Below are 12953 nucleotides of genomic sequence, written 5' to 3' on the forward strand. Positions count from 1 at the left end.
CCGGGGGAAGAAATGGTATCAGAAGTGAAAACGGTAAAAAACGATTATCAAAATTGGACGGATGAAAAGCTTTGGGAGGCATATGCGGCCACCGGCAGCATGAAGATAAAGCAGGAGCTTGCGCTGCGTTATCTGTATATTGTGCGCAATGTGGCAATCCAGATGCGTAACGTATATGTCGGCTTTGCCCAGCTGGATGATATCGTCAATGAAGGCGTGATAGTGATTATGAACGCCATCGATAAGTTCGATATCCATATGAACGTAAAATTCGAAACCTTTGTTTCCAAGCGGATCCGGGGAATGATTATAGACATGGCGCGAAAGCAGGACTGGGTGCCCCGGACGGTAAAGAAAAATGCAAAGGATATTGATGAGGCGGTCATGAAGCTCTACGGCAGGAACGGCAGGATGCCCACGGCGGAGGAAACCGCGGAATATCTGAATATGCCTCTGGACAAATATGAAAAAACCCTGAGCAAGGCCAGCCTGTTTTATATTTTATCCCTGGATATGCTGATGGAAGAAAAGACAGAAAACGGGAATCCCAAAAATGTGCAGATCCCTTCCATGAATGCCGGTGAACAGCCGGAGGAAAGTTATCTGGGCAATGAGTTTAAGGAAATCCTGATGGATGGGATAAAGAGCCTGAAGGAAAATGAGCAGACAGTGATTTCTCTTTATTATATGGAAGAATTAAGCGCCCGGGAAATTGCCAGGATCCTGGAGGTCAGCGAACCCAGGATATCCCAGATACACTCCGGTGCCATCCGTAAACTGAGAATGTACATAAATGAAAAATTGAAGTAAAGAAAGAGAGGAAATTGCAATGTTTCAGGGGTTTTACAATCTTACTTCGGAAATGCTGAGCCAGACCAGAAATCTGAATGTAATCAGCAACAATATGGCGAACGTGGCTACTCCGGGCTTCAAAAAGGATGATTTCCAGGCAGTCACCTTCCGGGAGGAGCTTATGGCGAGATACCGGGGAAGCGCAGATAACTCTCCTGCTTTGCTGGGAGAACTGGCAATGATCCGTACGGCGGACGAAACCGTTACGGATTATACCAGAGGAGCTATCCGGGAGACGGACAGCCCGCTTGATTTTGCCCTGGAGGATGCGGGTTTCTTCTGTATCCAGTCGGGAAACGGCACCGTTTATACAAGGAACGGCTCCTTTTCCCTGGATGAGGAAGGCTATCTGATCCTTCCCACGATTGGCAGGGTCCTGGGGGAAAACGGCCCTATCCAGCTTCCAACGGATGCGGTGACGGCAGACCGGCAGGGAAATATTTACAGCAGCGACGGGCAGCAGCTGTACGGAACGCTGCGGATAGTGGATTTCCAGGACTATGGGAACACACTGGTGAAAACCACGGGAGGCGTGTTTTCTTCCGGGGAGGAAGGGACTCCCGCAGCGGCAGCTGTCCACTGGAGGGCTGCAGAAGATTCCAATGTCAACCCCCTGAATGAGATGACGGCCATGATGAGCGGACAACGTTCCCTGCAGAGCGCCGCCCAGGTGCTGAAAATGTACGATCACCTGATGGACAAGACAGTTACCCAGCTCGGGCCGGTATAAGCCGGAAAGGAGAAAACCTATGAATATGTCATTTTACACGGCGGCCCTGGGAGCCATGGGGCAGCAGGAAAAGATGAATGTAATAGCCAATAATATCGCCAATGTGAATACGGACGGCTACCGCGCCAAAAACGCCGTATTTTCCGACCTGATGTATTACAACATGCAGAGTGAGCCGGAAGCGGACAGCCGCGTGAAGGCCGGCAGCGGCATCGCCATGGGGCGGACGGATACCAACTTTTCGGAATCGCCCATGAACCCAACGGGCGGGGCATATGATTACGCCATCACCGGAAGAGGTTTTTTCATGCTTCAGAATCCGGCGGACGGGTCTCTTACCTATACAAGAAACGGAAAATTCAGCCTGTCTCTGCGTGACAATGCGTTCTATCTCGTAAATGATTCCGGCAAGCTTGTGCTGGATGAGAACCGCAACCCCATCCGTCTGGATGAGGAGGGATCCATGGGAGAGACAAGGGTAGGCGTCTTTGCCTTCCCTATTGAAAACGGGATGCGCAGTGTCGGGAACAATGAGCTGGAAGCCGTTTTGGGGAACGGGGAACCGCAGCCGGCGGCGGACGCCAGGCTGAACCAGGGGTATCTGGAACAGTCCAATGTGGATTTAAGTGATGAAATGAGTAAGACCATAGAAGCCTCCAGGGCATATTCCTATGTGCTGAAAATGATTCAGACCTCAGATGAAATCGAGCAGGTTATCAACAGCCTGCGGTAAAGGTGGGAATGAAGATGAAAAGCTATGATGATATGAATTATATGGAAATGGATGTGATTCGGGAGGTGGGCAGTATCGGGACCGGGAACGCGGCCTCCGCCCTTTCTTCCCTGCTCGGGACACAGGTGCGTATGGTGCTTCCCCAGGTGACGGTCCAGGATTTCAACACCGCATTGAATACGGTGGGAAATCCGGAATCCATCGTCGCTGCGGTCATGGTGAAAATGAGCCAGGAAATTAACGGAATCATGCTCTTTATCCTGAAGCTGGATTTGATTAATGACATAATCGGACGTCTTTTGGATCATCAGATAGAGGACTATACCATGCTGGGGGAAATGGATATATCCGCGGTGAATGAAGTGGGAAATATTATGATTTCCTCTTTTGTCAATGCCTTATCCGGCCTGGCGGATGTGGAGGTATCCCTTTCCGTCCCGGAGATTGCGGTCAACATGCTGGGAGGAATCCTGAGCGTACCTATGGCGGAGCTGGGCTATCAGACGGATAAGCTGATGATGATCCGGGGGAAATTCATTATAGAGGGCAAGGAACTGGACAGCGACCTGCTGATGCTTCCGGATGTGGAGTCCTTAAACTATCTTATGAAAAAGCTGGTAAATAATAATGGATAAAGAAATCAAGGTCGGTATTGCCGATTTAAAGGTGGCCAGAAGGCAGGGGCTTCTGATCACCTATGCGCTGGGATCCTGTATCGGGGTAGCGCTGTATGATCCGGTGATCAAGCTGGGAGGGCTGCTTCATATCATGCTTCCTTCCGCAGAAAATATAGCAGTGGACAATACCTATAAATTTGCGGATACGGGGATACAGGAAATGCTCCGTAAAATGCAGATTTTCGGCGGGATGAAAAGCCGGTATATCTGCAAAATTGCCGGTGGGGCCAAAATGTTCGAAATGCAGGGAAGCCTGGGGAATATCGGACAGAGGAATATAGAAAGCGTACAGAATACCATGCGCCGTGAAGGTATCCGTATTGTACGCCAGGATGTGGGCGCCAACTATGCCAGGACCATGTCTGTGGAGGTGGAAACCGGGATAGTTAAGATCAGGTCCTACGGCAGGCCTGAGATTGTTTTATAAGCAGAAGAGGAGGGCATAAAATGGACAAATGTGTAGTTAGACAAGCGATTAAGGAGGCCGGCAGCCAGAACGTCATAGGCTATGAGATTCTGTTTCAGGCAAGCAGCGACGACCTCTATTCCAAGACGGAATATTCTTCCGCAGACACCATCATCAATTTCATGATGCAGAACAGCAGCAAGATATTTTCAGAACTGCCTACATTTCTCACTTTCACACCGGCTTTGCTGTTTCGGAACCTGCCGAAAATCTTTGAAAAGGATAAGCTGGTTATCCAGATAGAGGATAATCTGATCGTCCATCCCCTGGCATTGCCAATGATCAAGAAATATAAGGGAGAGGGTTACCGGCTGGCTATCAACGATTTCCAGTTTTCCCCCAAATATCTGGACATGCTGGAATATGCGGATTTCATCCGGATATCGGTAAACGGCAGGCAGCAGAAAGAGAAAGCCTCCCTGGATAATGTGGTAAAGATGGCACAGGCCTTCGGGAAAAAATGCATAGCCACAGGAGTGAACAGCAAAGAGGAATTCCAATTGGCTGCGGATCTGAAGGTGGAATACATGGAGGGCAATTACATCGCGGAGACTCTGGTGACGAAAGCCAACAAAGTGGAGTACCTGCAGGGGACCTTTTTCCAGCTGGTTATCGCCATATCCAAGGACGAGCCGGAAATTGACGAGCTGGAAGATATTATATCCAGGGACGCCGGCCTGACCTATGCCCTGCTGAAACTGGTGAACTCCGCCTATTTCGCCCTGCGTAAACGGACCGCGTCGGTCAGGCAGGCCATTATCACCATGGGTATCGGGCGGCTGAAGGAATGGGTGTACATGCTCAGCCTGGATGAGGAAAATGCCACGGGAGGTTCGGAAGAGGTCCTGAAGATGTCTTTCCTGCGGGCGAAATTCGCCCAGGATCTTACAGGCCTTATCAACCGGCGGGATTTCCCCATCAACAAAGCGGAAGCTTATATGATGGGAATGTTTTCGGGACTGGAATATATGGTGGATGCCACCCTGGAAGAGCTGCTGGAGGAAATCCCCATCAAGGATGAGGTGAAGAAGGCCCTTACCAGCCATGAAGGGGAAGCCGGAAAACTGATGCTTCTGATCCTGGCTTATGAAAAGGCCGACTGGAAGGAAAGCAAAAAACTGGCAGGGGAGCTGGGGATTGCTTCCAATACACTGGCCCAGATATATATGGACTGCATACAGGATGTCAATACGATCTGGGAGGCGCTCACCACAGATTTCAGGCGTAAGGATGACGGAGCCACAGGGAGGGAATAAGCTTTGGCGGTTAAAATCGTGCTGACCAACCAGAAGGGCGGCGTGGGAAAAACAACGACGGCGGCTTCCCTCGCTGCAGGTCTGGTACTGGAAGGAAAAAAGGTGCTGGCCCTGGATCTGGATCCCCAGGGGAATCTGGGCTTCAGCCTGGGTCTGCCGGGGGAATCGGATGGAACCATATATGATTTGATGAAGGGGAGGGAACGGATCCAGGATATCATCTGTACGACCGAATACGGGGATATCATTCCTTCCGACATCACCCTGAGCGCGGGGGTGAAGGAATTCTACGAGCAGGGCAGGCAGCTTTTGCTGAAGGATGCCCTGGCTTGCGTGGAAAAGAGTTATGACTATGTAATTATTGATACGCCTCCGGCGCTGAATATTCTCACAATCAATGCTTACGCTGCGGCCGATTACCTGATTGTCCCCATGTCCTCGGAGATCCTGAGCCTGGTAGGTCTGGCCCAGCTGAAGGATACGGTGGATTCGGTACGGAACGCGCTGAATCCCGGCATAGAGATACTAGGCATCCTTCTGACCAAGTTCAGCCGCAGGACAAGGCTGGCCGGGGAAGTGAAAGAAATGGCGGCAACAGTGGCAAAGCAGATGGGCACTACGCTGTTTGCGAATGAGATCCGAAGCGGAGTGGCCGTATCGGAAATGCCGGCCCATGGCATGAGTATCTACCGGTATGCGCCCCGATCCAAACCGGCTGAGGATTATCGCGGGTTTGTGAAGGAAGTTATCGAAAGGATCGGTTAAAGGGGAAGAAATGACCAGAAAAACAAATAAGACGGATCACGTACTCAGTATACTGACGGGAGCGGAGGGGGAAACCCTGGAAAATGGCGAAAAAAAAGAACCGGAAGCGCCGTCCGTGAAGCACCAGGGGAATGTCCATGTGGTAATGGCAACAGGGGGTAACGGCGATCCGGTTGCGGAAACGGTAAAAGAAAAGCTGCAGTCAGAGCTGGAGCAGCAGGAGGAGAAGGAGCGCAGAGAGGAAGCAGCCAGAGAGGAAGCCGCCAGACAGGAAGCTGCCAGGCTGGCTGCCGCCGAGCCTGAACAGCCCGTGGCGGAACCTGCGCCGGAACAGGAAAGTGCGGCGGCACCGGAACCGGCGCAGGCAGGAGCGGAAACTCCGGAAGCAGAACCGGAGCCGGATGAGATGGAAGGTTATGTTTTCTATAATATCATGGAAAAAATCGTACAGGACAAAGCCATGAAATATATGAAGCAGTTCGGAAACTGCACCTGTAAACGGTGCGAAGCCGATACCATCGCCCTCGCGCTGAGCATGCTCCCTCCTAAATATGTGGTGGTAAAAAAGGACTCCGTTTCCCCTCTTCTGAACTTTTATGAGGATCACTATGCAGGGCAGATTATTGTGGAAATAACCAAGGCCTGTATCACGGTAAACAGGAATCCCCGACACAACAGGGAGTGGATTTAATTCCGTCTTTTTGTTAAGTTTGGTTTCCTTCGGCCGATACTATTAGTAGAAAACCAACTGACATACGACAGAGAAAAGGAGTGTACATATGGCTACAATCGGCGGATTAAGCAGTAGTTCAAGCAATGCCTCTTCAATCAGGGGCTATGGCGGGCTGGCCAGCGGCCTTGACCGGGACACCCTGATTGAAAATATGACTTATGCCACCACAAGTAAAATCAAACAGAAGCAGCAGGCGAAACAGAAGGTCGCCTGGACACAGGAGGCTATGAGAGGGATTACAGATAGTGTCTATTCCTTTAATCAGAGCTTTATTTCCTATACCTCCTCCAAGAGCCTGCTCAGCAGCAAGCTTTTCCGGGCAGGCAGCGTTACTCCAAAAGGGGTAAACAGCGGCTGCATAAGCGTTACGGGAACCTCATCCACAGCGGATTCCATGACGATCGTGGGAGTGAAGCAGCTGGCCTCCAATGCGAAGCTCAGCTTTTCCGGAAATGCATCCGACAGGAAGCTGGAAAGCGGCGGCATCCCTGATGATTTATCCACAGAGAAGGATTTCAACGCCATTGCCGGCACCAGCCTCACCATCAAATACGGAAACAAATACTACAGCGTATCCCTTCCCGAGGATAACAAGGACTACAGCTATGATAATCTGACCCAGGTTACAGAAGCCCTGAACAAGGCGATGGGAGAGATTACCATAGGAGAGGACAAAACGCTGGCGGATGTCATATCCGTAACCGAAAGCGGGGGGAAACTCACCTTCAAAAACACGGATACCGCGGGCAATACCATTAAGCTGGCGGGAAGTACGGGGAAGCTTCTTACCAATCTCGGTTTTACGGAAACTACCGGCGGAATCGAGATCACGGACACCGGCGTTGAGGCGGCAAGTGCGGCCACACTTACGGAACATAAATCCATAGCCGCCCAAATCGGCGGGAAACAGATTGCGGTGAGCTATAACGGAAAGACAGAGTGGATCACCCTGGCGACGGAAGAGGAACTGAGGGAAAGCGCCAAGGGAAATACCCTGGAATCCCTGACGGACGACCTGCAGGCAAAGCTGGACAAAACCTTCGGAAAAGGCAGGATTAAGGTGGGACGAAACGCAGCCGGGACAGGGGAAAGCAGTCTGTCCTTTATGACAACCGATCCGAAAACCGGACTGGAGGACAAAAGCTCGGTGCTTGCCATCGGATCGGGAGAAAGAGGGCTTCTGGGCAGATACGGGGCCCTGACCGGCCTGAGCGCCGGAGATTCCAACCGGCTGAACCTGGATACAGCCCTGTTAAAGTCCGGCCTGAAAACGGCGGAAGGAAAGACTTTTCCCACCGGCGGGAAACTGACGATCAACGGCGTGGATATTGAAGTGAAGGAGGAAAGCACCCTTCGGGAAATCATGGATGCCGTCAACAGCTCGGAAGCGGGGGTAAAGATGAGCTACCTTTCCGATGCGGATAAGTTTGTGGTAACCTCCACACAGGACGGTGCCAGCGGTTCTATTTCCATTGAAGGGGAAATCGGGGAACTGCTCTTCGGAAAGGAAGCCGACGGGGACTATACCATACAAAGGGGCCAGGATGCCATTGTGGCAATCAAATACGACGGATCGGACGAAGCGGTGGAGGTCACCAGAGGAAGCAATTCCTTCGCCGTAAACGGCCTTACCATTACGGCAAAGGGGCTGTTCGGATATGCTGCGGACGGGACGCTGGATACGTCTGCCGAAGGGGTAACCTTTGATGTAAAAATGGATACGGAGCCTGCCACTACGGCGGTAAAGGAAATGATTGAGGCTTTCAATGAGATGGTGAAGCTGATAAACGATGAGGTATCCACCAAACCAAACCGTAAATACGCGCCGCTGACTTCCGAGCAGGAAGACGATATGTCGGAAAGCGAAATCAAGGCCTGGAACGAGAAAGCTAAGGCGGGACTGCTTTTTAACGACAGTGATGTCCGGGGCCTGGCGGATGGCCTGCGTTCCATGATCAGCCAGGACGCGGCGGTTATGAAGAAGATGGGCATAACGGTTTCCACCAGCTATGCCGATAACGGGAAGCTGGTTTTTGACGAAGAAGCCTTTAAGAGCGCCCTGGAAACGGATCCGGAGGCTGTGCTTGATGCCTTCACCCGACCTGAATCCACGAATGACGACGGAAAGACCGTTGATAAAGGCGGACTGATGGTACGTCTCCAGACACTGGTGAACAAATATGCCTCCACTACAGGGGCTACGAAAGGCATTCTGATCGAAAGGGCGGGTTCCCAATATGCGCCTACCTCAATCCTCACCAATTCCATGCAGAAGCAGATGGATGAGATCGACGATGAGATTGACCGGCTGATGGATAAGCTGGAAATGGAACAGGACAGATATATTTCCCAGTTTACCACCCTTGAGACATTGATTTCACAGATGAACAGCCAGAGCAGCTGGTTATCCAACGCATTTGGCGCGTAGCTTCATTTTGACAGAGAAAGAAAAGGAAAAGGGAAATGAACAGGAACGGATACCAGCAATATAAAGAGCAGTCGGTATATACCATGACACAGGGGGAAATGCTGCTGCTGCTGTTTGATGAATTGCTGAAAAGGCTTATGCGGGCGGAGCTGGCATTGAATCAGGAGGATTACACAGCCTTCGGGGAAGCGGTGACACGCTGCAGGGATATTGTCTGTTATCTGCAGGACTGCCTGGATCCCCAATATGCTATTTCCAATGAGCTGCGCAGGATGTATGAATTCTTTTTATACGAACTCAGCCGGCTGGAGGCAGGCAGGAAAAAGGAGATTATCCGGGAGATAAGGCCGTTGGTGGTCCAGCTTCGGGAAGCCTTCCAGGAAGCGGATAAAATGACACGTTATTGAGACGGGGCATGAAAAATGAATGAAGAATTGTTGTTGGAAATACTGAAGCAGTACAGAAAGCAATACAATCATGTGAATGAGATCAGCCGTATCACCAGAGAGCTGGAGACGGCTCTTCAGCGTAACGATACGGTATCCGTCCAGCTGCTGCTGGGGATGCGGGGAGAAGAGATGGCGGAGGCAGACGGCTGCAGGAAAAATATCCGGATCCTTTCAGAAAATGTACAAGAGGAAGATCGGGAGCGCATGGAGCGGCTGCTGTGTGCCGAGCCTGAGGTAATCCGCATGGAGGAGGGGCTGACCAGACAGGAAAGCTCCTTCCTGAACCAGATTTCAGACATGCATCAGAAAATAAAGGGGATATTAAAGGCTGTCGTAGAGGTTGATAAGGTCCTCAGTAAAAGGCTGGCAGGAGAAAAGTCCTATTATGTATCATAATGGGACTGTTTCTCTTCCGGCGAAACGTCGGGGGAAATGACCCAGACCGGCCCTCCCGCAGAGGCGTTTTCGGACAATTCCTCCAGGAGCAGCTCAGGCGGCCAGCCCACCCGGTTGTTTTCTTCGTTGAAGGGATCGGCCACGCGGATATTTCCCTGGGAGTCCACGCCTGTGAGGATAATGAAATGCCCGCCTCTGGTGAAATGTCCCGGACCCATGAGAAGGACAACCAGCTTATCGTAGTACAAAGGCATAGTCAGGGCTTCCGGGGAGCGGATGGAAAGGCTTTCCACCTTCAGGCCGAAAGCGGCCGCCCCTTCCGGGATCAGTTCATGCCGGCTGCCGCCTCCGGGGCTGAAATAGCCATGCTGCGCGGCCCAGTCCGCCATTTCCGGAGGAGTTGGCGTATCACCGGTCAGATTTGCCACAAGCATTGCAAGTACGGTGGGACCGCAGCCGTATTTGGACATGGGATCCCTTCCTCCATACAAATAATTCTTCCATTCCGGATCGATCTGGCTGTAATAACAGAAAGACAGGGCGGAAGGGGAATGAAGGGAAAGGAACAGGCCGGAAACCTGTGTATTGTTTTTTTTCAGTTTGCTGCAGGGGGCTGCATGAAAAGGAAAGGCCCCTGCGGTAAGGATCAGGGACAGCGCCAGGGCTGCCGGGATTATTCGGATTTTTTTTTGCATGCAGCTACTCTCCTTGTTAATCAATTACATATAAATTATCGGACGGATTGTGAAATAAATAAGACAGGGCACCGGGAAAGTAGAAGGAAGAATGGCAGAGATACGTTTTGTTAATGTAAGCAAGGTGTTTGATGAAGATGTCATTGCGCTGGAGCACGCTTCCTTTGAGATAGGTCAGGGGGAGTTTCTCTTTTTTATAGGAAGAAACGGCGCGGGAAAAAGTACGGTATTCAGGCTTTTGATGGGACAGGAGGCAGCTACCTCCGGCGAAATCTACATAAACGGCATTTCCGTCAATGCCATCCGGCGGCGGAAGCTTCCCTATTTCCGCCGGCAGTTCGGTATTATGCGGCAGGAGCTGGGGCTTCTTTCCGACAGGACCGTGTGGGAGAATCTTATCTTTTCCCTTCGTGCGACGGGGCACTGGGGAAGAGCGCTTAACCGGGTGGCGGGAGGTGCTTTGGAAATGACGGGGATGTCCCATAAAAGGGATGCCTATCCCCGGGAACTGTCCGGCGGGGAAACGGCGAAGGTTTTGTTGGCAAGGGCGATATCCGGGAGTCCCCGGATTCTGGTGCTGGATGAACCTACGGCCAATCTGGACGGGGACAGCTCCTGGGATATCATGTGCCTCCTGGAGGAACTGAACCGGCGCGGCATGACGGTTCTGGCGGCCAGCCATGACCGGGAGATGGTAAGCGTTATGCGAAAGAGGGTGATAACCCTCTCAGCGGGCAGGATTGTGGCGGATGAGCGAAGAGCCATTTATAATACGATGGCATCAGACATATTGGAAGAGAGAAGAATACGGAATGAAAGGCAATTATCCGGAAGCAGAAAAACTGATCGACTGCTTAAAGGCAGTTATTAACCAACAGAAACTACCCTCCAACGATGTGGGCCTTAACTGGGAGCTGTTTTATAAGACTGCCGATTTCCACCACATCTCCAACATGGTATATTATGCGGCACTGGGAATACACCCGTCCCTTCCCCGGGAATGGACGAGGCAGTTTGCAGGCAGATACCGGAAAGCGGTCATACTGGAGGAGCAGTACAGAAACCTGGTGGAGGCGATCCTTTGGGACTGTGAACAGAATGGGCTGCATATCATGGCTCTGGAAAACGCCATTTACCCTGCTTTTTATCCCATGCCGGAGATGCGTCTTACGGACAGGGCCGAATTCTGGGTGGAAGGCAGGCAGCGGGATAAAGTGGATTTGATGATGTACCGGCTGGACTTCATACCGGAGGATAATCCGCAGCCGGGGGTTTATCTGTATACCAGAGCCGGCCTGCGGATCGTGTTCTATGAAAAACTGCAGTTCGGAAACCGCAGGCTGTCACACGGCTACCGCATGCCGGTGAAGTCACTGCCCAAAGCGGAGGGAAAATACTATGTCCATAAAATGGAAGAACCGGGCCTGTTTATTTTCCTTATGTGCAGCAAGGCCCAGCGGTTTACGGACAGGGAATTTGATCTGCGGGATATGGTGGATATCTGGCTGTATTACCGGGCCGTGGTCAGGGGGGATTCCTGGAAATATATTATAAAACGTCTCAGCAGGCTTGGCGTGTGGAATTTTACCAGCAAAATACTGATGCTCACCGATTTCTGGTTCGGCGGCGGAGGCGTGGGGGAAGAAACGGAATTCTATGAGGAACTTGAAAAATATATCTTTTTCAAGGGGACACAGGGTGTGGAAACCGCTATGCGGATACTTCCGCTGCTGAAGCAGAAGATCCGCAGGAAAAAGAAGGTCCAGAAGAGGGAAAAAAGGAAAAAAATACAGAGATGGATATTCCCCGCACAGGAATATATGCTTCTTCTTTATCCCAGGATGGGGAAATACCGTATTTTGCTTCCCTTATGCTGGCTGAGGAGGCTGGTGCGCAGCTTTTTTATCTGTCTGAAGACCAAACTGGGAAATAAAAGAAAAACGGAAAAGATATCTTAACATTTAACGGAATATGACGATATGTAAAGCAAAGGAGTGATGGATATGAAGATATCAATGGATAATATTCTTACTATATACCGTCAAAACGCCGCTTCACAATCTGTTAAGAGGGAAGATACCTTGCCGGAAATGAAAAAAGAAAAAAACTTTGATGAAATAAAAATCAGCCCGGCAGCGGAGTCTGCTCTGGAGGAGACCGAATTGGCCAGAACGCTTTCGGCAAAGCTTTCTGCACAGATACGTCAGGAAGTATCCGGGGAAAGGCTTGTATCTCTGAAAGAACGGATACAGGCGGGGGACTACGGGATTGACGCCGCGGCGATTGCTGAAAGAGTGATGCTTACAGGCAAAGGAGAGATGGCGGATGATGGAACTTAAGGAGATAATTCTGGAACTGGACGATGTGCTGGAGGGATTGATTCCCATAGAAGAACGGAAGCTTTCGGCCGCTGCCAATTATAATGTGGTGGAGCTGGAAGAATGCATGAAAAGAGAACAGGCCGCCGTACTGCAGATACGCGGACTGGATCAGAAAAGGGAAGCCTGGCTGGCCCAAAAAGGCTGGTCGGACAAAAGCTTCCGTCAGATTCTGGAATTCCTGCCGGGGGAGGAGAGGGGCCAGCTGGAGCCTTCCTTTGAACGGATGACGGAAAATTTCCGGATGTTCCGGAAAGTGAATGAAGACACCAATATGGTGCTCAAGACCAATCTGCGTGTGGTGGAGAATCTGACAGGGAAGAACGGCCCGTATTCCCCTGAAGGGACACAGCAGGAAAAAGAAAGACACTTTACAAGCCGGAAGGCATAAAGGA

Annotated in this window: 16 protein-coding genes; 15 read left to right on the forward strand and 1 reads right to left on the reverse strand. The window is 51.1% G+C overall.

Annotated elements, in window-relative coordinates:
• Window positions 1-12: 12 nt before the first annotated feature.
• From DXA36_RS15430 to DXA36_RS15480, 11 genes are all read left to right on the forward strand, one after another.
• Window positions 13-810 (forward strand): sigma-70 family RNA polymerase sigma factor, encoded by a 798-nt coding sequence (locus DXA36_RS15430; protein ID WP_118680410.1) that lies wholly within the window; start codon window positions 13-15, stop codon window positions 808-810.
• A gap of 19 nt (window positions 811-829) precedes the next feature.
• Window positions 830-1582 carry a flagellar hook-basal body protein gene (locus tag DXA36_RS15435; protein ID WP_118680411.1) on the forward strand — a complete coding sequence of 251 codons (753 nt, stop codon included), beginning with the start codon at window positions 830-832 and terminating at the stop codon, window positions 1580-1582.
• A gap of 19 nt (window positions 1583-1601) precedes the next feature.
• Window positions 1602-2315, forward strand: a complete 714-nt coding sequence (locus tag DXA36_RS15440) for a flagellar hook-basal body protein (RefSeq protein WP_118680412.1) — start codon at window positions 1602-1604, stop codon at window positions 2313-2315.
• A gap of 14 nt (window positions 2316-2329) precedes the next feature.
• Window positions 2330-2950 (forward strand): chemotaxis protein CheC, encoded by a 621-nt coding sequence (locus DXA36_RS15445; protein ID WP_321012129.1) that lies wholly within the window; start codon window positions 2330-2332, stop codon window positions 2948-2950.
• Window positions 2943-3419: a chemotaxis protein CheD gene (locus DXA36_RS15450; protein ID WP_118680414.1), complete on the forward strand. Its 477-nt coding sequence runs from the start codon at window positions 2943-2945 to the stop codon at window positions 3417-3419. The genes DXA36_RS15445 and DXA36_RS15450 overlap by 8 nt, the downstream gene beginning before the upstream one ends.
• 20 nt (window positions 3420-3439) lie before the next feature.
• Window positions 3440-4714 (forward strand): EAL and HDOD domain-containing protein, encoded by a 1275-nt coding sequence (locus DXA36_RS15455; protein WP_118680415.1) that lies wholly within the window; start codon window positions 3440-3442, stop codon window positions 4712-4714.
• Window positions 4715-4717: 3 nt separating this feature from the next.
• Window positions 4718-5479, forward strand: a complete 762-nt coding sequence (locus tag DXA36_RS15460) for a ParA family protein (RefSeq protein ID WP_118680416.1) — start codon at window positions 4718-4720, stop codon at window positions 5477-5479.
• 10 nt (window positions 5480-5489) lie between these two features.
• A complete protein-coding gene (locus DXA36_RS15465; protein ID WP_118680417.1) occupies window positions 5490-6170 on the forward strand; it encodes a late competence development ComFB family protein in 681 nt (226 codons plus the stop codon).
• Between the two features lie 88 nt (window positions 6171-6258).
• Window positions 6259-8640, forward strand: coding sequence for a flagellar filament capping protein FliD (gene fliD / locus DXA36_RS15470; RefSeq protein WP_118680418.1), 2382 nt, complete (start codon window positions 6259-6261; stop codon window positions 8638-8640).
• 35 nt (window positions 8641-8675) lie between these two features.
• The gene (locus tag DXA36_RS15475) at window positions 8676-9047 is read left to right on the forward strand and encodes a flagellar export chaperone FliS (RefSeq protein ID WP_118680419.1); all 372 of its coding nucleotides are present in this window, start codon (window positions 8676-8678) and stop codon (window positions 9045-9047) included.
• A 15-nt stretch (window positions 9048-9062) separates the two neighbouring features.
• Window positions 9063-9485 carry a hypothetical protein gene (locus tag DXA36_RS15480; RefSeq protein WP_118680420.1) on the forward strand — a complete coding sequence of 141 codons (423 nt, stop codon included), beginning with the start codon at window positions 9063-9065 and terminating at the stop codon, window positions 9483-9485.
• Here the strand turns inward: DXA36_RS15480 and DXA36_RS15485 are convergent.
• The gene (locus DXA36_RS15485; protein ID WP_118680421.1) at window positions 9473-10180 is read right to left on the reverse strand and encodes a C39 family peptidase; all 708 of its coding nucleotides are present in this window, start codon (window positions 10178-10180) and stop codon (window positions 9473-9475) included. The genes DXA36_RS15480 and DXA36_RS15485 overlap by 13 nt on opposite strands.
• Before the next feature lie 91 nt (window positions 10181-10271).
• Here DXA36_RS15485 and DXA36_RS15490 point away from each other — a divergent pair, with 91 nt between their 5' ends.
• The 4 genes from DXA36_RS15490 to flgN are packed head-to-tail and all read left to right on the forward strand — an operon-like array spanning window position 10272 to window position 12949.
• Entirely contained in the window at window positions 10272-11051 is a 780-nt protein-coding gene (locus tag DXA36_RS15490; protein WP_118680422.1) for a cell division ATP-binding protein FtsE, read from the forward strand.
• A complete protein-coding gene (locus tag DXA36_RS15495; RefSeq protein WP_182479095.1) occupies window positions 10993-12138 on the forward strand; it encodes a nucleotidyltransferase family protein in 1146 nt (381 codons plus the stop codon). Before DXA36_RS15490 ends, DXA36_RS15495 begins: the two co-directional genes overlap by 59 nt.
• 45 nt (window positions 12139-12183) lie before the next feature.
• Complete coding sequence (locus DXA36_RS15500) at window positions 12184-12519, forward strand: flagellar biosynthesis anti-sigma factor FlgM (protein ID WP_182479096.1); 336 nt, start codon at window positions 12184-12186, stop codon at window positions 12517-12519.
• Complete coding sequence (gene flgN / locus DXA36_RS15505; protein WP_118680425.1) at window positions 12506-12949, forward strand: flagellar export chaperone FlgN; 444 nt, start codon at window positions 12506-12508, stop codon at window positions 12947-12949. Before DXA36_RS15500 ends, flgN begins: the two co-directional genes overlap by 14 nt.
• Window positions 12950-12953: the final 4 nt, after the last annotated feature.

This window comes from Eisenbergiella sp. OF01-20, assembly GCF_003478085.1.
GTDB lineage: Bacteria > Bacillota > Clostridia > Lachnospirales > Lachnospiraceae > Eisenbergiella.

Coding starts and splice junctions, on each gene's coding strand:
- DXA36_RS15465 (WP_118680417.1), top strand. CDS start 5,490: ATGACCAGAAAAACAAATAAGACGGATCACGTACTCAGTATACTGACG.
- fliD (WP_118680418.1), top strand. CDS start 6,259: ATGGCTACAATCGGCGGATTAAGCAGTAGTTCAAGCAATGCCTCTTCA.
- DXA36_RS15435 (WP_118680411.1), top strand. CDS start 830: ATGTTTCAGGGGTTTTACAATCTTACTTCGGAAATGCTGAGCCAGACC.
- DXA36_RS15440 (WP_118680412.1), top strand. CDS start 1,602: ATGAATATGTCATTTTACACGGCGGCCCTGGGAGCCATGGGGCAGCAG.
- DXA36_RS15490 (WP_118680422.1), top strand. CDS start 10,272: ATGGCAGAGATACGTTTTGTTAATGTAAGCAAGGTGTTTGATGAAGAT.
- DXA36_RS15480 (WP_118680420.1), top strand. CDS start 9,063: ATGAATGAAGAATTGTTGTTGGAAATACTGAAGCAGTACAGAAAGCAA.
- DXA36_RS15495 (WP_182479095.1), top strand. CDS start 10,993: ATGAAAGGCAATTATCCGGAAGCAGAAAAACTGATCGACTGCTTAAAG.
- DXA36_RS15455 (WP_118680415.1), top strand. CDS start 3,440: ATGGACAAATGTGTAGTTAGACAAGCGATTAAGGAGGCCGGCAGCCAG.
- DXA36_RS15500 (WP_182479096.1), top strand. CDS start 12,184: ATGAAGATATCAATGGATAATATTCTTACTATATACCGTCAAAACGCC.
- DXA36_RS15475 (WP_118680419.1), top strand. CDS start 8,676: ATGAACAGGAACGGATACCAGCAATATAAAGAGCAGTCGGTATATACC.
- DXA36_RS15485 (WP_118680421.1), bottom strand. CDS start 10,180: ATGCAAAAAAAAATCCGAATAATCCCGGCAGCCCTGGCGCTGTCCCTG.
- DXA36_RS15450 (WP_118680414.1), top strand. CDS start 2,943: ATGGATAAAGAAATCAAGGTCGGTATTGCCGATTTAAAGGTGGCCAGA.
- DXA36_RS15445 (WP_321012129.1), top strand. CDS start 2,330: ATGAAAAGCTATGATGATATGAATTATATGGAAATGGATGTGATTCGG.
- DXA36_RS15430 (WP_118680410.1), top strand. CDS start 13: ATGGTATCAGAAGTGAAAACGGTAAAAAACGATTATCAAAATTGGACG.
- flgN (WP_118680425.1), top strand. CDS start 12,506: ATGATGGAACTTAAGGAGATAATTCTGGAACTGGACGATGTGCTGGAG.